The 22,837-nt window shown below is 48.1% G+C and carries 17 protein-coding genes; 9 read left to right on the top strand and 8 right to left on the bottom strand.

All coding sequences use genetic code 11. From position 1 onward, the window contains the following. Nucleotides 1-119: 119 nt before the first annotated feature. From DC20_RS00265 to DC20_RS00245, 5 genes are all read right to left on the bottom strand, one after another. Nucleotides 120-5,231 (bottom strand): Ig-like domain repeat protein, encoded by a 5,112-nt coding sequence (locus DC20_RS00265; RefSeq protein WP_062541995.1) that lies wholly within the window; start codon nucleotides 5,229-5,231, stop codon nucleotides 120-122. A gap of 303 nt (nucleotides 5,232-5,534) precedes the next feature. After that, nucleotides 5,535-6,791: a radical SAM protein gene (locus DC20_RS00260; RefSeq protein WP_062541994.1), complete on the bottom strand. Its 1,257-nt coding sequence runs from the start codon at nucleotides 6,789-6,791 to the stop codon at nucleotides 5,535-5,537. Next, nucleotides 6,775-8,460, bottom strand: coding sequence for a hypothetical protein (locus tag DC20_RS00255; protein WP_062541993.1), 1,686 nt, complete (start codon nucleotides 8,458-8,460; stop codon nucleotides 6,775-6,777). The genes DC20_RS00260 and DC20_RS00255 overlap by 17 nt, the downstream gene beginning before the upstream one ends. A gap of 11 nt (nucleotides 8,461-8,471) precedes the next feature. After that, nucleotides 8,472-9,269 (bottom strand): hypothetical protein, encoded by a 798-nt coding sequence (locus DC20_RS00250; protein WP_062541992.1) that lies wholly within the window; start codon nucleotides 9,267-9,269, stop codon nucleotides 8,472-8,474. A 262-nt stretch (nucleotides 9,270-9,531) separates the two neighbouring features. After that, on the bottom strand, nucleotides 9,532-10,614 hold the full coding sequence (locus tag DC20_RS00245) for a spore photoproduct lyase family protein (RefSeq protein WP_062545718.1): 1,083 nt from the start codon (nucleotides 10,612-10,614) through the stop codon (nucleotides 9,532-9,534). A gap of 200 nt (nucleotides 10,615-10,814) precedes the next feature. Here DC20_RS00245 and DC20_RS00240 point away from each other — a divergent pair, with 200 nt between their 5' ends. Next, nucleotides 10,815-11,846: a spore photoproduct lyase family protein gene (locus DC20_RS00240; protein WP_062541991.1), complete on the top strand. Its 1,032-nt coding sequence runs from the start codon at nucleotides 10,815-10,817 to the stop codon at nucleotides 11,844-11,846. Between the two features lie 178 nt (nucleotides 11,847-12,024). Here the strand turns inward: DC20_RS00240 and DC20_RS00235 are convergent, their stop codons facing one another. Continuing rightward, the gene (locus tag DC20_RS00235) at nucleotides 12,025-13,398 is read right to left on the bottom strand and encodes a glycosyltransferase (RefSeq protein WP_169788136.1); all 1,374 of its coding nucleotides are present in this window, start codon (nucleotides 13,396-13,398) and stop codon (nucleotides 12,025-12,027) included. A gap of 385 nt (nucleotides 13,399-13,783) precedes the next feature. Between DC20_RS00235 and DC20_RS00230 the strand changes: the two genes are divergently transcribed. The 3 genes from DC20_RS00230 to DC20_RS00220 all read left to right on the top strand — a co-directional run bounded on the left by DC20_RS00230 (nucleotide 13,784) and on the right by DC20_RS00220 (nucleotide 15,714). Beyond that, nucleotides 13,784-14,578 (top strand): AraC family transcriptional regulator, encoded by a 795-nt coding sequence (locus tag DC20_RS00230; RefSeq protein WP_062541989.1) that lies wholly within the window; start codon nucleotides 13,784-13,786, stop codon nucleotides 14,576-14,578. A gap of 255 nt (nucleotides 14,579-14,833) precedes the next feature. Next, the gene (locus DC20_RS00225; RefSeq protein ID WP_169788135.1) at nucleotides 14,834-15,313 is read left to right on the top strand and encodes a cupin domain-containing protein; all 480 of its coding nucleotides are present in this window, start codon (nucleotides 14,834-14,836) and stop codon (nucleotides 15,311-15,313) included. A 35-nt stretch (nucleotides 15,314-15,348) separates the two neighbouring features. Then, nucleotides 15,349-15,714 carry a hypothetical protein gene (locus tag DC20_RS00220; RefSeq protein WP_062541987.1) on the top strand — a complete coding sequence of 122 codons (366 nt, stop codon included), beginning with the start codon at nucleotides 15,349-15,351 and terminating at the stop codon, nucleotides 15,712-15,714. Here DC20_RS00220 and DC20_RS22740 read toward each other — a convergent pair. Beyond that, nucleotides 15,711-15,872, bottom strand: coding sequence for a hypothetical protein (locus DC20_RS22740; RefSeq protein ID WP_157592991.1), 162 nt, complete (start codon nucleotides 15,870-15,872; stop codon nucleotides 15,711-15,713). The two genes, DC20_RS00220 and DC20_RS22740, sit on opposite strands and share 4 nt — an antisense overlap. On the opposite strand from DC20_RS22740, the gene DC20_RS00215 reads away from it, so the two are divergent. The 4 genes from DC20_RS00215 to DC20_RS00200 all read left to right on the top strand — a co-directional run bounded on the left by DC20_RS00215 (nucleotide 15,871) and on the right by DC20_RS00200 (nucleotide 20,905). Next, nucleotides 15,871-16,491 carry a YceI family protein gene (locus tag DC20_RS00215; RefSeq protein WP_062541986.1) on the top strand — a complete coding sequence of 207 codons (621 nt, stop codon included), beginning with the start codon at nucleotides 15,871-15,873 and terminating at the stop codon, nucleotides 16,489-16,491. The genes DC20_RS22740 and DC20_RS00215 overlap by 2 nt on opposite strands. Nucleotides 16,492-16,820: 329 nt before the next feature. Continuing rightward, nucleotides 16,821-18,785: a sialate O-acetylesterase gene (locus DC20_RS00210; RefSeq protein ID WP_245652270.1), complete on the top strand. Its 1,965-nt coding sequence runs from the start codon at nucleotides 16,821-16,823 to the stop codon at nucleotides 18,783-18,785. A gap of 20 nt (nucleotides 18,786-18,805) precedes the next feature. Continuing rightward, a complete protein-coding gene (locus DC20_RS00205; protein ID WP_062541984.1) occupies nucleotides 18,806-20,353 on the top strand; it encodes a glucuronyl esterase domain-containing protein in 1,548 nt (515 codons plus the stop codon). 117 nt (nucleotides 20,354-20,470) lie between these two features. Further along, nucleotides 20,471-20,905 carry a cupin domain-containing protein gene (locus tag DC20_RS00200; protein WP_062541983.1) on the top strand — a complete coding sequence of 145 codons (435 nt, stop codon included), beginning with the start codon at nucleotides 20,471-20,473 and terminating at the stop codon, nucleotides 20,903-20,905. A 189-nt stretch (nucleotides 20,906-21,094) separates the two neighbouring features. On the opposite strand, the gene DC20_RS00195 is transcribed toward DC20_RS00200, so the two are convergent. After that, the gene (locus tag DC20_RS00195) at nucleotides 21,095-21,400 is read right to left on the bottom strand and encodes a hypothetical protein (RefSeq protein WP_062541982.1); all 306 of its coding nucleotides are present in this window, start codon (nucleotides 21,398-21,400) and stop codon (nucleotides 21,095-21,097) included. 359 nt (nucleotides 21,401-21,759) lie between these two features. Here DC20_RS00195 and DC20_RS00185 point away from each other — a divergent pair, with 359 nt between their 5' ends. Beyond that, nucleotides 21,760-22,833, top strand: a complete 1,074-nt coding sequence (locus tag DC20_RS00185) for a sensor histidine kinase (protein ID WP_245652269.1) — start codon at nucleotides 21,760-21,762, stop codon at nucleotides 22,831-22,833. The last annotated feature ends 4 nt before the right edge of the window (nucleotides 22,834-22,837 follow it).

The following is a 22,837-nucleotide window of genomic DNA, read 5'->3' as shown; positions in this document are numbered from 1 at the left end:
CAGTCATTGAATTCAGTGGCTGCTTTTTTTTCTTTCAGAGATAGTCTTGACCGGAGTTAATGAAAAAGCCCCTTGCTTCTACAAGCAAGGGGCTTTTATTTACAACCGTTGTGAGATAGTTATTGTCTTACTACCCGCAGGGTTTTCACCTTGTTGTTGGTTGACAACCTGATGATGTATACTCCTACGTTAGAGGTTCTGGCATCCCATTTCGCAGTGATTGTCTCATCATTCGCTGCTTTCCCTTTTTGCAGGTGTTTCACCAAAGCGCCTTTCATGTCATACACATCTAAGCTGTACTCTTCATTCTGAGCAACGCTGAATTCAACAGTAGTCTCGTCAATGAGTGGGTTAGGGTATGAGGCAAGTTTAGCTTCTGCTTTTGCTTCTCCATTTGCTGGAATTGCAACTACAGCTGTAGTTTTGCTGATAGTCTGAGTAGATGAGGTGCAATTTCCTCCACCTTCAACATACACTACACTTTTTGTGGCCACTGCTTGTCTTTCAGTTTTACTTCCGTTCCAGTTACTGGAAAACCAAATACCGCCAGCTTTTCTGAATAAGGTTATCGCTACTTCCATAGTACAACCTTTTTGGTAAGCTTCCATTTGAAAAGTAGATCCACCTTCTATGGCCACTGGTAATCTGCCATCATCAAAGTGCTCATCTAAGTTTGCTTTGGCTGTAAAAATACCGGTTGCTGAAACTTCGGATGTGGATTTAGTTATACTTAAAGTGGATATGGCATTAGTAGAGATCACATAAGTATGAAGCTTGTTATCTAAGGTTCCATCAGCTTTATAAAAGCTTCGTACCATAACTTTCGCTTTCCCTTTTGGATTAGAACCGGTCTTGGTATATGAAATATCAAACTGGTAATCAGTATTCATTCCTGTATGTCCTTTGATCTGCCCATTAGATTTGGCATTCGTAATCTGGCTACCTCCCACAATGAATCCACCCGGTACAGGTTTAGACACTGTAATGATAGTTTGAGCATCTGGACTTTTGTGATTATTTGTGTATGCACCAGACACACCCACGGCTACTAAGTAATCCTGAGCGTTGTTTGAACCTATATCAAACTGAACAGTTGCAGTTGCATATCCTACCGAACCATCATTCACATCTAATAAACCTACTGGTATGTCTTTCGCACTAGGAATTGGCGTATATGTAGTTCCATTTACATAGTAGAAAGTAACCTTTGCAGCTCTCAAATCACCGTTAGGAACTTCATTGTCTTTAAGCGAGGCTATCAAGGTCATAGTAGCTTTGCTAGAAGTACTGCTTGTTGTCCAGGCAAACACGTCTCCGGTATAGAAGCCGGCAGTAGCGCTCATTGGATTAGCAGGTCTTTCGCGCACAACGAGGCTCTTGCTATCAACACTTCCTGCATAATTGCTGTTCGTGCTTGAGAAAGTAGCATTCACAGTATAGTTACCTGGTAGTTCAGAAACTTGCTTTATAAGAGTCGCTTGCACTGTTCCATCTGTAGCTCCAGGAACAGGAACTACGGCTACTGTACCATAGCTCACAGTACCAATTTTGAATTCAACCGAACCAGTTAAGGCATTAGCAGTATTCAAAGGTGTGATTTGAGCTGTCATGGTTAACTTATCCATAAACCTAACAGTTCCAGCACTTATGATCAGATTTGTAGTGGTAGTAGCTTTACTAATGGTGTAGGGCTTGGTATCAACAGAAGCTTGATAGTTAGCCGTTGCAGCATATGAAGCCGTTGCACTGTAAGTACCTGGATCGGTAGGAGCAGTAACAGAAGCTGGATAATTAGTTAAGTCAGTACCTGAATAGGTAACAGTCAGTGCTTGATCTAAACCACCAGCACCAGTTACTTTAGCTGTACCGCCCTGAGGTGAACCATTGTAAGTAGTATTACTTACAGTCACTAGGGTTGTAGTGGCTGCTTTGGCTACCGTGAAGCTGTGCTTGACCGCAGTAGCGGCGTTGTAGTTGGCGTCACCGGCCTGGGAGGCCGTGATGCTGGCCGGGCCGGCCGCGGTGATGCTCACCTTTCCAGTGGCCTCATCGTAGCTGATACCGCCTGTCGTGGAGATGCTAACCACCAGGCCAGAAGAGGCGCTCGGGGCGATGGCAAAAGCAGCATCACCGAAGGTCTTGCCAGTGACTTCCGCGAAGGTGATGGTCTGGTCGGCTTTCTTCACACTGAAGGTTACGCTCTCATCAGCGGCCGCCAGGTAATTAGTTGTGGTGGCCGAGGAGGCTTTCACGGTTACAGAACCAGCACCGGTCAAGGTCAAGGTGGAACCGCTTACAGTGGCGTTGCCTGCAGTCACTGCAAACGTTACCGCACCGCCAGAAGTGGCCGAGGCATTCAGGGCCACTGTTTTGCCAGGGGCGTAGGTCTGCTCACCTGGGTTGGTGAAGGTGATTGCGTTCCCTGCTTTGGCTACCGTGAAGCTGTGCTTGACCGCAGTAGCGGCGTTGTAGTTGGCGTCACCGGCCTGGGAGGCCGTGATGCTGGCCGGGCCGGCCGCGGTGATGCTCACCTTTCCAGTGGCCTCATCGTAGCTGATACCGCCTGTCGTGGAGATGCTAACCACCAGGCCAGAAGAGGCGCTCGGGGCGATGGCAAAAGCAGCATCACCGAAGGTCTTGCCAGTGACTTCCGCGAAGGTGATGGTCTGGTCGGCTTTCTTCACACTGAAGGTTACGCTCTCATCAGCGGCCGCCAGGTAATTAGTTGTGGTGGCCGAGGAGGCTTTCACGGTTACAGAACCAGCACCGGTCAAGGTCAAGGTGGAACCGCTTACAGTGGCGTTGCCTGCAGTCACTGCAAACGTTACCGCACCGCCAGAAGTGGCCGAGGCATTCAGGGCCACTGTTTTGCCAGGGGCGTAGGTCTGCTCACCTGGGTTGGTGAAGGTGATTGCGTTCCCTGCTTTGGCTACCGTGAAGCTGTGCTTGACCGCAGTAGCGGCGTTGTAGTTGGCGTCACCGGCCTGGGAGGCCGTGATGCTGGCCGGGCCGGCCGCGGTGATGCTCACCTTTCCAGTGGCCTCATCGTAGCTGATACCGCCTGTCGTGGAGATGCTAACCACCAGGCCAGAAGAGGCGCTCGGGGCGATGGCAAAAGCAGCATCACCGAAGGTCTTGCCAGTGACTTCCGCGAAGGTGATGGTCTGGTCGGCTTTCTTCACACTGAAGGTTACGCTCTCATCAGCGGCCGCCAGGTAATTAGTTGTGGTGGCCGAGGAGGCTTTCACGGTTACAGAACCAGCACCGGTCAAGGTCAAGGTGGAACCGCTTACAGTGGCGTTGCCTGCAGTCACTGCAAACGTTACCGCACCGCCAGAAGTGGCCGAGGCATTCAGGGCCACTGTTTTGCCAGGGGCGTAGGTCTGCTCACCTGGGTTGGTGAAGGTGATTGCGTTCCCTGCTTTGGCTACCGTGAAGCTGTGCTTGACCGCAGTAGCGGCGTTGTAGTTGGCGTCACCGGCCTGGGAGGCCGTGATGCTGGCCGGGCCGGCCGCGGTGATGCTCACCTTTCCAGTGGCCTCATCGTAGCTGATACCGCCTGTCGTGGAGATGCTAACCACCAGGCCAGAAGAGGCGCTCGGGGCGATGGCAAAAGCAGCATCACCGAAGGTCTTGCCAGTGACTTCCGCGAAGGTGATGGCCTGGTCGGCCTTCTTCACCACCTGAGTTACGGTGGGATCAGATGGTGAAGCATTAAAGTTTCCAGTTGGAGTGTAAATAGCTTTTATAGTATGACCGATTGTATTTACTCCAAGCATAGACGTGGTAAACGTAGCTACTCCTGATGTTAAGGCAATTGCATTACTAATAGCTGTAGCTCCATTATAGAACGTAACAGTACCTGTAGGTGTCCCACCTGTTGGTTCCGTGCTAACAGTAGCGGTAAAGGTTACGTTTTGCGCGTATACAGAAGGATTAACCGAAGAAGCTAAAGCAGTTGCAGTATTAGCATTTACACTATTGATAGTAAACTCACTGCTTGGGGGAGAAGTTAGCCCAGGGGTTGGCTCTGCTGAGCCAGCCGTCAAGCGATATTTCCCGGCAGTAGTTACACGGAAATCATTGAAATTAGCTAAGCCGTTAGAGTTTGAAGTAACTGTAGTTGTACCAGCTAGGGTTCCAGAATTATTTATGCTTAGCGAAATTGATCTGGTTGTAGAAACAAAATTTCCAAATTTATCCTGAACTTGCACTGTTACAGGCGAAATAGTAGCACCCGCATTAGCATTTGTTGGTTGCTGTACAAAAGCCAATTTCGCAGCAGCACCAGGAATCATAGTAAGCGTACCATAATTTGGTGTAGAGGTTGTTGCTCCATTTTGAAATGTTTCAAATGTCGCTGTACCTATATATTTGATATTACCAGTGGCTAATGGTGTTCCTGCTGTTGGCCTAACTCTTAAATTTTGCCATATTAAAGTGTTGGGGTTATTTGAACCATTTGTATTATTATTCTTAGGACTAGACTTACTCTTATGTAGAATAGTTATGGTAAGTGTTTTTCCACCTGTACCTACGGTTATTGCTATGCTACCATTATGGGCAATCATATTAATATTATCTCCTGCTATTGAGCTACCTGATAATATTACTTCTGGAGCAGGTCCACCTGATGTATTATCAAACATAAAACCTTCTGGTGCTTCTAACACAATTGTCCCGGAACCTGATGTGTAGCTAATATCTCCAAATTTAGATTCAGCCATCACAATATTTCCTAATTCCGTCCATGCACCATTAGCTTTATCAGCAGAAATGGCACCTCCTCCAGTTGAAGCGGTGATAGTTACTGCACCATCTGTGAAGTAAGCTAAAGCCTCATAGCCAGTTGATTTTCCAACTGCATGGACTTCAAAGGCTACTCCTAAGTGCCTTACTTCAATGGGATATTTGATTGTCCAATTACCATTAGCATCAACAGTTACACCATGGTAATCGTGTTGGTGTTCAGTATGATAAGCTGGGGTTTCCTCAAAGTGCACATCTACCTGCTGGTCTTTCGTCCAACCTGTACCGGTTATGATTGCCACTTCACCAGGTACATAATCATCCTTGTCTGACTTCACTGTAGGTTTGGGCAGCCCCGCAGCTGTGTAGGCATCATTTTGGGCAAATGCTTCACCTGAGAGGAAGAGGCTAAAGAAAAGGATCAGCAGGAAGCCGTAGCGCCTGACTTGAATCCTTGAGGGTGGCAGTAATTGTACATCCATAGAATTAAGCATAAGTTAGGTGAGAAGTCTTCAGTTGTAAGTTTATCTGTATGCAAATTTAACTATGGTAATAAGGAATTGGCTTTTGTTTCGATAGGTACCCCGATCTGCTAGTTGAAGGGCATAATTCTAAGGGTGAATATGTTTTTATAAATAAATTATTCAACTAGAATGCCCTTAGTGTACCATGACTTCTATCTAGGGAAGTTCCTTATCAGTTTGCCTTGATGAACACAAACAGACACCTGTCCACCATATCAGCAGAAAGGTGGAAAAAAGGTATAAGGGATAGTAAGAAAGGAATTACAAGAGGGAAGGGGCCAAAGCAGTGCAACCTGTGTTTCTAAGCTTGACAAATGATTCTTTAAAGTTTACTTCCAGGGCACTTCCAACAGGCTTCCGGCAAAAGGGGCACCCATGGATTAGCCCATCAGTGTCTACATACACATGACGGTCTGCCGAGGCCGCGCAGCCGGCTCTTCTCCGCTGTAAGTCATAATACACCACCATAGGGAGGTGCTGGTAAGCAGGATTGTAGTTCAGGTTGGTGTAAAAATCCTCCAATAATTTTTGCTGCTCTAAGGGTAGGCCCACAGATTGCCCGGCATAATGCCCAACTGCCCTGGGCTCCAGTACTTGAATGAAAGCGGCTCCTAAGCTACTAGCCAGTTGGGCATACTGCATGAGGTTTTCTTCCGTGATGAAAGACTTAGTGGCGCACAAGGAAAAAGCCACTACCAAGTCAGCCTGGGAGGCGTGGTAAGCTGCTCTTTCTACCCAATCATAGGCTTGGTCAAACTTACGGAACAGGTTATGTAAAAGGGGATCTACGTGGTCCAGGCTAATGGTCACCCCGGTTAAGCCTGCTTTTTTGAGGGCAAAAGCATTCTCTAAGGTGAAGAGGTGCCCGGACGTAAGTGCCCAAAAATCGGTAACAGGTTGAGCTTCCTTTAACACCGAGAGCATGGCAGGAACCCTAAGCATGGGTTCACCCCCCGAAAATTGCAGTTGCGCCACTCCCTGTTCCTGAAAGTTCCGCACTATTTCGTGCAGGTTCTCTACGGTGAGCTTTTCCTTCCCATTCAGGGCATCCCACTCAAAGCAATGGTCGCATCGGAGGGCACACTTTTTGGTGACCGCCATGATGACGTTTTTAAAGGCAAAAGGCTTATCCTGAAAGGGAAATACCCGGTTAAGTTCTGCCAAATGGTAATCATCATACGCCTTAGATGGCCACCCAGGGGTGTTGTATTCATAATAAAAGCGCCCCGCAACTTTTGCTGCCTTGATAAAAGGGGAGTTCCCCAGATATTTGCGCCTTGTCTTGATCAAAGCGCGCATGGCCATAAAAGCTTTAACAGGGTGCTTCACCTGATTTAAAATAAGCAGTAACAAATGCCACCGGATGCGGCTATGCACCCAGAAACTTTCCCATCTGCTAAGCATGACAGGTTTACTTTTCTGGCCTTTACCAGAATGTACGTTAGAGGTATTTACCCCTAAGCTCTGCTCTTGCAGAGGTACATCTGAAAAGAGAGTGGTGTTACTGTGCGTTGGCATGGGCGGTTAATAAGTGGTTGAAACCATTCTCTTCCGCGAGTTCTTCATACCTCTGGCGGGAAAATTCTATGAAGTGGCCCGGTTTTTCAAAGTTCCGTAACGTGAGCAGATTAGGTATTCCTGTGTACTCCCTGATGTGTTCATAATAGCCCCGGGTATGCAGGAAAAGGGTCTGAACCTGGCCATCCTGTTTGGCGGGCAAGGGGAAAGTCAGCTGCACTTCATCTCCCACATGGAATTGGTGCAGGTAACTGGCGTCTGAGGCTGCTAACAGGTGGTGTATGTTTTGCCCAGATTTTTCAAAAGCGGTGGAAGCTGAAACCTTCTGCACGGGCAAGGGTTGGTTAACAGAGAAATCCATACCGGCTTTGTCAATTTCCCAGAACATGAACCCGCAGGACAAGCGCACCTGCACCATATCGCTTTGAACAGCAGCCAGATTGATGGGAACTACCAAATCACGGCTGGCCAGCGGGCCTATCGGTTGAATACGGTCTACCACCTGCCAACCTTTAGCAGTCTTTACTTCCACAAGGAGGGGAAGGCCCTGTTCATGCTGCCACTTATATAACTCTGCAGCAGGCACCTCTTTCTGCTTTTCGGCCCAGGCGTTATAAATGCCCTTGAATTGCTTTGTGAATTCACCATATAAATAATCTAACCACAAAGAGTTTTGGGCGCGAAGCACAAGTTTGCCTATTTTACCTTCGGTAGGCTTCTGAAACTGTAGGTCTACATAACTAAGGTTCGTATCTGGAGTGTTGAAAAGCCAGGAAGAAGAGTCCTGTTCCTGTAACACCCCTGCGTAATCAACCCCATCTGAGGCAAAGGCTTTTTGCGGAGGTACCACGTTCCGGATGGAATGCACTTTGCCTTGTTGATCCAGGAGGACCTTCGTTTTTGGGGAATGATGTACCACCAGTAGTTGCGCCAAGTTGGTGAATTGCCGTTCTTTAAGCTCATTGGTGATCTTAAGCTGCACACTGCCTCCCGTGGCTTCCATAGTGGGTAAAGGCATATAATCATCCCGTTCCAGGGGGGAGAAAATAGCACCGCCATAGGTTTCGCCTACAAACTGGTAACCGTTGTCGTTCTTCACATACACAAAAGGGCATGAACTTTTAGTGAGAGCCACTATAATGGTGATGATGGCTAAAACTCCGGCGGCAACCCCAATGGTACCAAAAACATGGGAGGCAACAGTAGCGCCATTGTCCTTATCTGCAATGTCAATTCGCTTGATAGAAGAAAGCGGAATGACGGCCAGGCTATCTTGCTGCGCAAATTCATTCACGTAAAAGTGCACCACGTTCAGGGCCATACCGGGGAGCTTGGAATTGTACCGGATAGAAGAGCCTTGCTTCACAAACACATAGGGAAGCAGATCCTTTGGAACATCGCTGATGTTGCCCGTCACGGTAGAATCCTTCACCGCTACTTTCTTTATTTCCCAGGCGTTTTGGCCCTGGTGCAAAACAAACCGCTTGTAATTGGGTAAGCTGGCCACCTTCTCAGGGGATATGTCTTTTTCTTCCTTTAACCGGTAGTAATTACAACTGACCGTTAATGGCAGGAAAGAAACCAGAAGTACCCAGGATACTACTTGTTTTAACCCCCGTTTTCTGAAAACAGCTAAGAAAAGGGGAAATGAGCCTTGTGTTTCTTTCATAGGAATAGAAGTTAAAAACGGAATCCTAAATGAAGATTGCCAGGAAGGTAGAGCCTTGATTCTAAATTGTAGTACCCTTCGTTCTCTGGTAGGTCAGCGAAGAATGTTCTGTAGCCAACGCCCACGTCCATAGACATTTGGAAGAACTTTCCCCATTGTACAAAAGCTCCGCCTTTAAACCCTAAGGTTATCATAGAAGCCCTTTCCTCGTATGGCTCAAATCTGCCGGAGTTGGGTTCAAAATAAGGAACATCGAACGATCTGTAATTGAGGGCAGGCGTTAAGAAATAACGTAGTGATCCCTGTCCCTCCGGATAGATGTTCACCTCTAAGCCAGCCCCAAACCGGGTGTTTTCCCGAAAGGCATACGCATAGTAATCTCTAATCTCTCCTAAACCTATGGTGACCGGAATCTTAATCCCAACTTTTCCGGATGAAGAGATTCGTTCGTAGGAAAGGGTGAGGTTAGAGTAGATAAAATCAAGAGGGTAGATGCTCAGGACATTGCGCTTGAAGTCAGTTTCATAATCACGTGGTTCTTTTCCCTTTTTTCCGGCGCTCTGAGTTACCGGAGTAGAGAAAGTTCTCATGGTGCCGTCTTCCATCTGAATGGACTGCACATCTGAAGGACTAATCCTGAAAATTAGTGAGTCAGCAGAGCCAAACTTCCGGTAACGGATGATGGTGGGCTGTACCTCCAGTACTTTCGCTTTCAGGATTACCCCATCAGTACGGGTAATTATGTCCTGCCCCCGTGCAAACGCAATAGAGCATAGAAGACATACTACTAACAGCACACCCTTTGCCATGGAATGACTTTTTTAAGAAGTAAAGGAGGAAATGTTCTCTAATGTACCTAGAAAAAGTAAAATATGAAATAGTTTATATTCAATTTTTGAAATTAATCACATTATAGAAGAGAAGGCTATTTCCAAGTTTAATTTGCCAGAGTTTTGTGGGCGTACTAGCATATACATGGCATTTTATAAAAAAGGGCAGAAAACAAAAAGCCGGTAATTGCTCCTATGAAGAAGACAACTACCGGCTCTGATGTAGGAAGAAGCTGTAAGATTACGTCCAGTAAAGGATAGGGGCATTCGGGAATCGCTTTTTCAGTTCACTGTAGAAAAAGCTTTTGAGCATGCCCATGGTGGCAGCATTGTAGACGTACTTTTTACCACCAAACTTATTGAATTTCATAGAGCGGGTACTTTCGTCAAAGTCAATGCTGGTGTTAGGGTACCACTCCTGTAACAAGGCTTTGGAGCCAGGGGTAAACCGGTGGCTAATCAGCTCAAAGGTGAGATCACAAGGGAAGTCAAGTGTTTGCTCTAACCTGTCCAACAAATGTGTATACTCCTCCTCCCAATCGGGAATGGGCATGATTGGGGCTATCACCAGACCCACTTTGTAGCCACCACCGCCTAGTGCCTTCGGCAATGCCAGCTTACGGATGGCCGTTAACCGGTTCTTAATAGAAGCCGTACCACCTTCCATACGTCTGGTCACAAAATCTGAGTTGATGCTGATTCTGGGTTGGGTGTTGCCGTTGTGTGGGATGTTCAGCAAGCCGTCTACCTGGTCAAACTTAGAAACCCAACGCAGGTTCATGTTCTCCTGCTCTCCAAAGAACCTAATGGTCTCGGCCAGGCTACCGGTTAGGTGCTCAATCCCCAGCGGGTCTGTATAACAACTGGCCTCAAATGTGGTCACGCCATGGGGTTTGCGGTAGTTGGGCAGGTTGTTCAGAATAGTGGGTAAGTTGGCGAACGTCCTGATCACCGGTGGTCCTTGCAAACTGCCAGCCAGGTAGCAGTACTGGCAATGGGCCGGACAGCCTTCAGCCAGGTGAAACTGGTAGTCAGCGGAAGGAGGGATGGGTTGCAGCTTCATGGCGCTGGCGGGTGCCGTCACCACAGCCAGGGTGCTTTTGGCCTTGCGGTACGTTTCCCGTTCGTCCTCGCCGCGTAAACCTACTATCCGGTTCTGTTTCAATTCCTGAACAGGAAGACCCAAGGATTGCACGCGCTCATAAATCTGCTGTCCCCATGGCTCTTCCAGGGCGGCAGGAGTGAAAAGCACTTGCTTGGGCATCCAGATTTTAGAGGTACGCTTTGCTGGTTTATTCTCAACTATCTCTTGAATTGCTTCCATTTCTATATCTCTGGTGGTTTTATCCATTTTCCTATAAATGAGCCAGAAAAGGGAGCTTTCCTGTGCTATTTAACTAACACCTTACCTTAGTGTTTGATTCATTATAAAGAATTTAAAATGAATTTCAATCGATTGATAACCAGGGTTTTGTGAATAAGTTTAACTGAACCATACCCCCTCTGCAGCTGTTAAAAAGGTGTATGCAGAAATTCAATCCATCTACCATTCTTTATACCCCCGATGCTCTGAATGAGCGGGGTCAGAAAGCCTTGCTTACCTATCCTGATGCGGTGCACCAGCCCATTGTGCAACATAACCGACTACCAGAATTAGAGGGAAATCATTACCAGGTGAAGTCAGATGTATTGGTGCTGGGGTGGTTGAAAACCTTGGTGTGCCGGGAAAGCGGCCGCAGTTCCGACTTTATTGCGCCCAGCCTGGCCAATGGCTGTTTGGGTGCTTGTGCTTACTGCTATGTAGACCGTAACAAGAAGGTGAACCCCATCACGCTCTTCACCAACACAGAGGAGATATTGGGAGCGGTGAACAAGCACGTGCAGAAGCAACCCTGGCCCAAGATTCCTAACCAGACGCATGCGCAGTTTTACACCTATGACATTGGGTGTAACTCAGATGTATCGGTAGATGCCTCTATTTCAGATGGAGTGCAGTCGGCGGTGCATTTCTTCCGGGAGCACCCGAAGGCGTTTGCCACCTTCGCCACCAAGTTTGTGAACCCTGAGATGCTGACCTATGACCCGCAGGGCAAGACCCGCATCAGGTTTAGTCTTCTTCCCCAGAAAGTAAGCAAACTGGTAGACGTGCGCACCGATAGCCTGGCCAAACGGTTAGCCGCCATCAACGACTTCTACCAAGCCGGGTATGATGTGCACGTGAACTTCTCCCCGGTGATTGTGTATGAAGGCTGGCTGGAAGATTATCGCGAGTTGTTTGAGCAGTTAAATGAAGTGGTGCATCCTAACCTGAAGGAGACCATGAACTGTGAAGTCATTTTCCTGACGCATAACGAGTGGCAGCACGAGATTAACCTCTCCATCAACCCTAAAGCCGAAGACATGATCTGGGCACCAGCTATCCAGGAAACCAAACGCAGCCAGTTTGGGGGCATCAACGTCCGGTACCAGTATCAATTGAAAGCCGGGTGGATTAATGAGTTCAAGAAGCTGCAGCAAGAAATTATTCCTTGGTGTGATATCAGGTACATCTTTTAAGCGAGTACCTCTTCCATAATAGAAAGCCTCTGTGTGTACCTAACACCAGAGGCTTTCTATTTTTTGTATTACCAACCTGTTTCCAGACTCCACCAATTTAAGACGAAGGGAGCAGTGATAGATCTTAAAAAGTGTCTAGGTGGTATTTACTTAAATAATAAAGGTTTCTTAGTGCACTTTAAATCCTTAACCTACCACCATCTACTTTCTGATTTAAGATTTGCTGGTTGTAAGGGTGATTTGAGGTTGTAGTGCAGGAAGAAAGGTCAGGCTTTGCTAATAACTTCTCTATTTCATCAGCCGCCGTTTTGAGGCCGTTTTCCTTTTTCAGTTCCTGAACCACCTGAGCTGCTTTGGAGGTGTATTCAGGACTGGCAAGCATTGCCATAATAGCATTCCGCAGTTTTCGGGCACTTACTTCTTTCATGGGAATGCCTTTGGCTATGCCTAATCTCTGCGCGCGTTCCAAGTTGTCGTGCTGGTCGTTGCACTCAGGGAGGATGATCATGGGTTTGCCGCCGTACATGGCCTGACCCGTGGTGCCAATGCCACCCTGGTGCACAATACAAGAGGCATGCGGGAACAACTGGGAGTAAGGCGCATAATCATCGAAAAAGATCTTTTCAGTACTTCTGCCTTTGTATTGGGTGAAGTTGGCTTCGCCCGTAAGAATGACGGAGCGGTGGTTCATTTTTTGGGCAACTTCATGAAAGAGGTCAAAAAGCTGGCTGTGTTTCATGACGCTGTTAGAACCCAACGTAAACACCACCGGAGGCGGACCACTGGCCAGAAAACCCTGCAACTCAGTAGAAAGCGTCTGGTGTGACAGGTTCTGGTCAAACAGCACAAAGCCGGTCAGCACAGAGTTAGCCGGAAAGTCGGGCTGAACGTCACCTAACAGCCGGGAGTACATGCCCAAGTTCAGGTATTCTGAGGCTGCGCCATTGGTGAGAGGGTTAGAATCATCTATAATCCCTTCCTTCGCCCTAAGCTCCTGCACCGGTTTGGTCCATTCATTGGAAACCCTGAAAATCTCCCGAAAAATGAATTTGTTAAACTCTGGCCCGAAACGATACGCGTGCTTCATGAACTCCATGGTGGGGATTACCGGCGGATCAAAGATGGACCAGAACGTCATAGGCGAGAGCATCACTGATGCCCACGGTTTCTTCAGCTTTTTGGCGCAAAGAGGCGCAAAGTAAGAGAGAATACCACTGATGATCAGATCCGCTTCTTTGGCCGTTTCTAGAAAGGAAGCATAGCTTTCTGCCACATGCGGAAAGATTATTTCCCGATGGAACCGCTCCGGCCCGTTCTTGGGGTCCAGCACGGTTTGAATCATCTCCTTATTGTTGGGGTCAAGATTGGGCAGCACCTCATGAAAGCAGAGCCCATGTTTTTCTATGTAAGGCTGAAAGTACTTAGAAGTAGAGAAGCTGATTTGGTACCCCCGTTTTTTTAACTCCAGGGCCAGTGCTACCATCGGGTTTATGTCGCCCAGAGTGCCCAGCGTAGTGATGGCTATTTTCTTGCCCATTAAGCCTGAGTTCAAGTAGTTGTGCTATGATTAACTGCTACTTAGTTACTCTAGTTTTTGTCAAGGGTTGTAGAAAAGCTCACCTTACTAAGTTCAGGTCCAATTCTTTCACCTTTGCAGATAGTAGATGCTCTATTCTGAGGCTTTTTTCCGAAAAACATCTTCTAAACGGAAGTCCTGCTTGGGCATTGACCAATAGCTTGGCTTGCATCTGCGCAGGTAGTTTTCTATCTTAATGTACTAGATTGTCAAATGGTTATTATGTAGAGGAGCGTGTCAAAGCTGCTTTAAAAGAAGTTTTAGATGGTGGTAGCGTAGGGGGATGTCGCTTTTGTACAAGTCTGTAGCTTACAGCACGTGTACTTTTACTTGTCATTAAGATAGAATTGCCGGTAATCCTATGAAAGCAGAACTCTACAAACCAAGCCCTGCCCTGAGCAAGTACATTGACAATTACATGCTGGTAGATATTGACTGGAGGAACACCGAGTCCGTTTCTACCGTGTGGCGGTTGATTCCGTATGGCAAGGTGTCCATGCTGTTTTTATACGGCGAGCCCCATGAATACAGCCTGAACGGTTCTGCAGACGCCATGCAGCGCACCCGGCAGGCTTTCCTGGTGGGGCAACTCACGCAACCCATCTGGCTGAAGTTCACCGGCCATACCCGCCTGATCAAAATTCAGTTTAAGTCTTACGGTGCCCAAAAGTTTCTGCCCATCAACATGGAGGAGTTCAAGAACGTACCCAGCCTGGATCTGGAGGCGGTGTGGGGCGGCTCCATCAACTTCTTATTGGAACAGATTGAGGAAGCCGGCTCAGACGCTGAACGCATTAGCCGGTTGAACAGCTTCCTGGAGAAACGCCTGCTGCCCCAGCAAGACCTGGTGGATTACGTGGACTACACCATCCAGCAGATGAAATTGACCAACGGCAACGTGCCCATCAAAGGACTGGAGCAGAAACTGGGAATCAGTACCCGGCAACTGGAAAGGGTGTTCCGGTACAAGATTGGGCTGTCGCCCAAGGAAATGGCTAAACTCATTCGGTTGAACAATGCTTTCTCCTGCCTGGAGGCGGAACCCGCTATCTCCATGACTTCCTTATCTGTTGATGCCGGTTACTATGACCAGTCCCATTTCTCCCGCGACTTTAAAAGCATTGCGGGGGTAAGTCCTACCAAACTGTTAGCCTAAAGCTCTAAAGAACTTTTCGTGACGCACGGTAAGTGCTTTATGAAACAAACTGGCAGTAAAACCGCCATTTAACTTTCCTTATTCTCTCGCAGAATATTCCTTTTGAAACCACAGGGGTTAGGAAGGGGTGTTCTGTTTTTATTTATAAAGAGGTGTTTATAAATAGATAGTAATGAATGTTGTAGGTCGTTTTTGTACAAGTTTTAGGTTGAGCGGTATCCCATCTTTGTAATGTTAATCATAACCAATAAAGACATGAAAACATTACGAAATGTAGCAGCAAAAATCACCACCCAGGCGTACAGAAGTTACCAGGGAGGATTCTTCAAAGTGCTTCTTTCGCCGGAGCAAACCGCGGAATGCATGGCCTTGGTAGACATGACCTTGCCCAGAGGAGCTGAACCACCCGTACACGTGCACAGCCGGGAAGACGAAACGTTTTATCTGCTTTCTGGCGAAATGACCTTTAAAATAGGAGACAAAACAATCAAGGCAGTGTCCGGCGATGCTGTCTTCGCACCACGCCAGACTCCGCACCTCTTCAGCATTGAGTCTGAAAGTGCGCGCTTCCTGACCTTGATCACGCCGGGGCAGTTCCTGAACTACTTTCTGGAATTCAGTTTTCCGGCCGCTGAAGAGTTAAAGGTTGTACCGCCGCAGGGTCCGCCACCCGCCGAAGTGATCAGGCACATGACCTCACAGTTGATAGGAAAATATGGGGTGCTTTTTGTGTAAGCGCACCTTTCTCACCAGATAATAGAAGTACTAGCATGAAGCAAGCCGTCCTTTTCAAATCCCCTCAGGTAACTGTGCACAATACTGCGGGGTTTGGGGACGGGACTTCTTCACCGGCAAAGGCAGTACTCACCACTTCCAAAGTGACTATTCCGCTGGATGCCGCTGCTACCGAGGTGCTGGTGGGCTACCTAAGAATCCTGAGATCCTATTTCACGGCTGCCCATCGGTCAAAGCACCTTTTAAGCAGCCAATTGGACCAGGTAGCAGTCTACCTGGAAACAAGCCTGCAAAACAGAGGAAGTAGCCTAATAGAGTACCATGATGTCACGTACCTCATCCAGCAAATGGGCTGCCTCCATGTTTGGGCCACCCTGCCTGCCGAGTACCAGAATTCTTAACTAAGTGCCTCCGCAAGGAGAACGTCTTCGGGAGGAATCCCTTTAATATCAACACCCCAATTTTTATAAACCAGCTTCAACTTCTCCACAGGAAGTGACCGGCTATTTTTTGCCTGAAAATTTAAAATCAACCCAAAAAATACGTCTATAAACGCCATGAAAAAAGCACTTTTATCCCTCATTGTATTTTCTTTCGCCCTGAACCTGACAAGCTGCGAAGAGACAGAAGAGATCACCAAAACGCCTTACGCCATAGAAGAAGAAAATTCTGTAGTAAAATGGAAAGGCTACAGTCCCACCCTGTACCACGATGGCTCCTTTAAAGTGACCAGCTCGGGCGTAGAGGTGGTGGACGGCAAAGTGAAATCCGGTTCGTTTACCATTCCTATTTATTCCATCCAGAACTTCGATTTACCCGACCACGTAAAGTCCGCCTTGCTTGAGCACCTCAAAAGCCCCGATTTCTTCAATGTAGTGCTGCACCCTAACGCTTCTTTCAAGATCACCAATGTTCAGCCGTTGGCTTCTTCCACCGGTGGGGGAGCAGCCAACGACAACTATGCCGTTACTGGAGATTTTAACATGTTGGGTCAGACACATGCCATCACCTTTCCGGCCAGGATCATAATGGAAGGAAGCAAAATAGAGATGAAAGCTGATTTCCAACTAGACAGAACCAAATGGGGCATGATGTACGCCGCAGACCCTGCTTTATGCGAACACCACATCCTCCCTAAAGTGGATATTTCCTTAGACATTAAAGGGCATAAGCAGTAATTTGAAAGTAATTCCTTCAACCATTTTCCAGTATGAGGGAAGCGTTGAAGAAGTAGTCTCTGAAAACGGAAGAACATCCAGAAGGAAGCCGCTCTTTATATTAGGAGTGGTTTTCTTCTGGATGTTCTTCCGTTTTCCGGAGTTAGGCTTCAAATTATATTTTTGAATTATCGCTTTCTAACCGTTACAAGGATGAGAAAGGATTTATTGAAAAGGACCAGTCCAGTTTGAGTGTGTTTAAGTAAAACCATCACCAAAATGGACTGGTCCTTTTTACCATCCTATTTTAATTGTACATTGCTTATCTGATTTTTCATCTTAATTTAAGAATGAGTAGAACAAACATGTACCGCAGCAAAGGAAAGTATATTGTTTTTGCCCTTCTGTGCCTGTTCCAGGCAGAGGCTTTTAGTCAGGTAAGATTGCCAAAGTTGGTAAGTGACGGAATGGTGTTACAGCGCGATGCCAAAACCAAAGTTTGGGGATGGGCCGCTCCCGGCGAAAAAGTGACGGTTAGTTTCAGGGGTAAAAACTACAAATCCACCACCAACCCCAGCGGTAAATGGGAGGTAGCCTTGTCGCCTATGAAGGCTGGCGGTCCTTACACCATGGACATCAAAGGCAGCAACCAGATCACCGTAAAAGACATCCTGTTGGGCGATGTGTATTTCTGCTCCGGGCAGTCTAACATGGTACACCAAATGTCGCTGCATAACATCACTTATGCCAACGATATCATAACTGCTAATTACCCCCAGATTAGGCATTTCTGGATACCGACCGCGACCAACATGGAAGGCCCGGCGCAGGATTTGCCAGCTAATGCGTCTTGGAAATGGGCAAACCCGCAGGACGTGAACAACTTCTCTGCCGTGGCCTATTTCTTCGCCCGGAAACTGTACGACCGGTACAAAATTCCGATTGGGTTGATCAATGCCAGCGTAGGCGGAACGCCCATTGAAGCCTGGACCAGTGAAGAAGGCCTGAAGGAATTCCCCGCTATCTTGGCTACCATCAACAAGAACCGCGACACCAGCTATGTAAACCCAATTCAACGTCGGGCCGCGGCAGTAGCAGCTGCCAACCGGCAGAAGCCCGAGCTTGACAAGGGCCTGACGGGAGAAGTAAAATGGTTTGATCCGGCGTATGAGCCCAAGGGATGGCGCGATATCAACATCCCCGGCTATTGGGAAGACCAGGGCATCAAAGATCTGAACGGCGCTGTATGGTACCGTCGCGAAATAGACGTTCCTGCTTCCATGGTGGGCGTACCGGCCAAGGTGTTCCTGGGCCGCATTGTAGATGCTGATTTCCTGTACATTAACGGAAAACAGGTCGGAAGCACAGGGTACCAATATCCGCAGAGAAGATACGCCATTCCGGCAGGTACTTTAAAAGCAGGGAAGAATCTCTTTGTGATACGCGTGCTGAACCAAGGCGGCAAGGGCGGCTTTGTGCCAGATAAACCCTACTACCTGGAAGCCAACGGCCAGACCCTAGACCTGAAAGGCACCTGGCAATACAAAGTGGGTGATGTATACCGTCCCGCTAGTGGGGGATTTGAAGGCGGTATCAGTGCCCAGAACCAACCCTCCGCTTTGTATAACGCCATGGTAGCCCCTGCCACAGACTACACCCTCAAAGGCATTTTATGGTACCAGGGCGAAAGCAACGCCGGCAACCCTACAGAATACAAAAAGTTGTTGCCTGCCTTGATCTCTGATTGGCGTGACAAGTGGGGACAAGGCAATCTTCCGTTCCTCTTTGTCCAGCTTCCTAATTTTATGGAAAGGAATTACCTGCCCACTGAAAGCAACTGGGCCATGATGCGGGAAGCGGCGCTCCAAACCCTTTCAGTGCCTAACACGGCCATGGCCGTCACCATTGAGCTAGGCGAGTGGAACGACATTCACCCGGATAACAAGAAAGACGTGGGCGAACGGTTGGCTCTGGCTGCCATGAAACTGATTTACAGCGACAAAAAGATCGTCTCCTCTGGTCCGCTGTACCAATCCTCCAAGATCGAGGGGAATAAGATCATCCTGAGTTTTACGAACGTGGGCAGCGGGTTGATTTCCATTGACGGCGAGGAGCTAAGTCAGTTTGCCATTGCCGGAGCCGATAAAAAGTTTGTGTGGGCGAATGCCAGAATAGAGGGCGACAAAGTAGTGGTGTGGAGCGACGAGGTACCAGAGCCTAAATTCGTGCGCTATGCCTGGGCCGATAACCCAGACGGTGCCAACCTCTACAACAAGGAAAAATTACCCGCTTCCCCTTTCCGCACCGATAACTAACCGTACAGGCTTCTACCACCATGAGAAAAGCACTTATCGTATTGTTCAGCTTAGTGGTTTCTTCGGCTTCGGCGCAGCAGGCCACTACCGGAACCGCTGCAAATTATCCTGCGCCATTGAATCTCACTGCAGAGCAGGACCACCAGCAGATGATGAAGCAATTGGGTATTAAGACGCTTCGGCCTGGGCCCAGCAGTGATCCCAAAGCACCCAATGCTGCCAACTATGATGAAGCCAAGGCGAACCCGTACCCCAACCTGCAGGAGGTGCTCACCCTCAAAAACCGTAAGAAAGTAACGACGCCTGCCCAGTGGTGGAACCAGCGCCGGCCCGAGATAGTAGAGGAGTTTGAGCGCGAGGTGTTTGGCCGAATTCCTAAAAACGTGCCTAAAGTAACCTGGAAAACCATGATCTCTGAGCGGGAGATGGTGGGCTGGATTCCGGTTAACGCAAAGCAGTTGGTAGGGCAAGTAGACAATTCGCAATATCCTGCGCTGGAGGTGAACATCAACATGACGGTCGTTACACCTGCCAATGCCAAAGGACCGGTACCGGTCTTGATGATGTTCAGCCGTAGTGCTTTGCCGGCTCCGGCGCAACCACCCAAGGAAAGCCTGGAGAAGGTAAATGTCGCTATGAAGAAACTGCTGGTGGAAACAGATCCTTCGTTGAAAGCAGTGTTTGAACAGTATCCGGCTTATAACCCCATTGTGGCACCCGCTCCAAGCTTTGGTTTGCCGCCCGCTGGAGATCCGCCCACGCCACAGCAACTGCTGGCCGCGGGCTGGGGGTACGTTTTAATTGAACCGGGCAGCATCCAGGCCGATAACGGAGCCGGGCTGACCAAAGGCATTATTGGGTTGGTGAACAAAGGACAGACCCGCAAACCCGATGATTGGGGTGCGCTCCGGGCCTGGGCTTGGGGTGCCTCACGCGGACTAGACTACCTGGAAACGGATCCGGCGGTAGATGCCAAACGGGTGGGCATTGAAGGCGTATCCCGGTTCGGGAAAGCAGCACTGGTGGCGCTGGCTTTTGATCAGCGCTTTGCCGTGGGCTTGATCGGTTCTTCAGGTGAAGGGGGAGCGAAACTGCACCGCCGCAACTTCGGGGAAGCCGTGGAAAGCCTGACCAGCAGCGGCGAATACCATTGGATGGCCGGAAATTTTCTGAAGTACGGTGCCTCTGACGCTACTTTCGGCCCCAAAACCGCCAATGATATTCCGGTAGATGCCCATCAGTTAATTGCTCTCTGTGCTCCTAGAGCCACCTTTATCAGCTACGGCATACCCGAACAAGGCGATGCCAAGTGGCTAGACCAGCAGGGCAGTTACATGGCCACCGTGGCCGCTGGACCCGTGTTCAAGCTGTTGGGCGCGAAAGACCTGGGCGTTGGATATGATTACAAGACCGCAAAGATGCCCGGCGTAAACGTGAGTTTGCTGGACGGCCATTTAGCCTGGCGCCAACACGACGGGGGCCACACTGATGCCCCCAATATAAAATACTTTATACCCTGGGCCGATAGGATGATGAAGGAAAAGGTAATTTCCGCTTCAGGCAAATAGCCGTACAAAAAAGAAGGGTCACACCTTAGTAAGTGTTGGCATCCAATTTTCTGAAGCCAGGTGCAGCTATCGACTTTAGAATCTTTGTATCTTTCGTTTATACCTACCTCTACAGTTATGGGATACAGATATCTGCTTTCGTTTTTCCTTGTTCTTCTTTTGACCTCAGACACCTCTTTGTTAGCACAGGAGAAAGCAACGGAGCAAAAGGGATATGTTCTGGAGCAAGATGCGCAAGTAGCCAAAAAGCAACCCGGTCCGCATAATGGGGGAGGGGAAACTGTTGCCTATAGCTTCTTTGAGGGTGTGCCTGATTTTAAAACTGCTTTTCGGAAAAGAGTCCTTAAACCCGGAGCATCCATCGGGTACCATTTGCAGAAAGAAGATGAGGTGTACTATATCCTAAGCGGAACGGGGCAGATGCAGATGAACGGCAAAACGTTTCCCGTAAAACCAGGCGATGCCATTTTAACCAGGCCTGGCAGTTCGCACGGACTTACCCCAGACAAAGACACTGAGTTAACGCTGCTCATTGTGTACGAGAAGAAGTAAATTCCAGCAAAGGGTAGAGACAAGGCATTCCCTTTAGTTGAGAAGGGTTCTGTTCTAAGGCTGTTTTTCGGAGAACAAGTCAGAAACGTTTGTCTTTGATAGCGCTGCCATCTGCATATTGAAAATAAGAAAGCCACTCAGCTGCAGCTAAGTGGCTTTCTTATTTAGGTGAGTACTGTACCTGTTTATTTAAAACTTCTTACTGCCTAAAATGGCGTACGTGGGAGGAGTGACCATGATTTGCTGAAGGGCGTTGTCCAGCAGTTTTTTGTTTTTAGGTTTTCTGATGTCCAGTTTTCGGCCGGTAACTTTTTCCTCGTAAACCAGCTGATGCTCCTTATTGTAGAAACGCACAATGCTGGTTTTTTTCTGGCGGGTGTTGGATTCTACTACCCAGTACCAGGAAGCTGTTGTGGTTTGGGCGGAAACTGTGAAATCAGGGAGAAAAGTGAAAAGCCCAACAACCATGGCGAATTTCAGGAATGTGTTTTTCATAGCGGTAAATAGTTGAAGTTAAATGCCTTACTTGATTTTGTAAGACTAAAGTAAACTGCCAGAAAACGCATTGCTTGGCTATTCGCTGGGCGTATCTGGTTTATCGCTACTCTACCTGTTTAAAGAGATGGTTGGAAAATGGATGCTCTTTTTGTCGTTCAGCGACAGAAAACATCCTTTCGTCTACAAAGGCTCTGACAAGTGGATTTTTGAGATGCCTTCTTGTATCTTAAGGTAAAAAAAGGAGCTTGTTATGTCAGCATTAGGGACAAAGTTCATTTTTGCAGATGCCCCCAAGTACCGGGTAGCCAGGCACCTGGTTTTCTGGTTGGCCTGGGTTGTCTTTTTTACCCTTGTGTATGGAAGCAAGCCGGTGGGCATCACCAATCCGCCACCATTCTTCATTTGCTACCCTCTACAAGCTTTCTCTCCTGGAAGCCCTGGCGTTTTTGCCCACGCACCTATTACTGAGTTACACGTTCATGTACCTGCTAATCCCGCGGTTTCTGCTCAAGGGCCGTTATAGTGAATTCCTGCTGGGATTGGCCGCCACCATCTTTATCGCCTCATCGCTTTCCTTCTTTATCTCTGATACTCTGGTGGTCATGATCAGAGACTATTTCCGTGTGACGAAACCGAGCAGCAGTTTTTACTTTGGCCTGATGGCGGGGTTAAGGGGCGGATTAAGTATTGCAGGGTTTGTCGGCGCAATTAAGCTGGCCAAGCATTGGTACAATAAAAACCAATTGTCCATTCAACTGGAAGGGGAGAAACTGAAAGCAGAGTTACAGTTGCTGAAAGCCCAGGTCCATCCACATTTTCTATTCAACACTCTTAATAATCTGTATTCGCTTACCCTGGTACATTCGGCTATAGCCCCCGAGGTAGTATTAAAGTTGTCTGGGCTGCTGCAATATATGCTTTATGAGTGCAACGTGACCAAAGTGCCGCTGTCCAAAGAGATAGGAATGCTTCAGGACTACCTGGAGCTGGAAAGATTGAGGTATGGCGAACGCCTGGATCTTTCTGTCAACATTGAAGGGAATTTAGAAGGGAAGTTGATTGCGCCTTTGCTTCTGTTACCTTTTCTGGAAAACAGCTTTAAACACGGGGCAAGCGAACAACTAGACCAGGCTTGGGTGAGCCTTGATATTATGGTGAGGGGGCACACCTTGAAGTTCAAGATAATGAATGCCGTTCCGGAAGCAGACCCTCCCGGAGAGCATCAGGTAACACATGGTATTGGATTGGCAAATGTCAGAAAAAGGTTGGAGTTGCTTTACCCTGCCACACATGAGTTGAACATTTGGCGGGAATCGGAGACTTTTCTGGTGACCCTTACGCTTCAGTTGGAGGAGTCTGACATGGAAAAAGCTTCCGCCGAAACAAGGATGACGTTCAGAAGATCTGCTGAAAAACAGCTTTATCACTAACCGC

The organism is Rufibacter tibetensis (assembly GCF_001310085.1).
GTDB lineage: Bacteria > Bacteroidota > Bacteroidia > Cytophagales > Hymenobacteraceae > Nibribacter > Nibribacter tibetensis.
The sequence above is the reverse complement of the archived record's forward strand: the minus strand, read 5'-3'. Positions and strand labels throughout refer to the sequence as shown.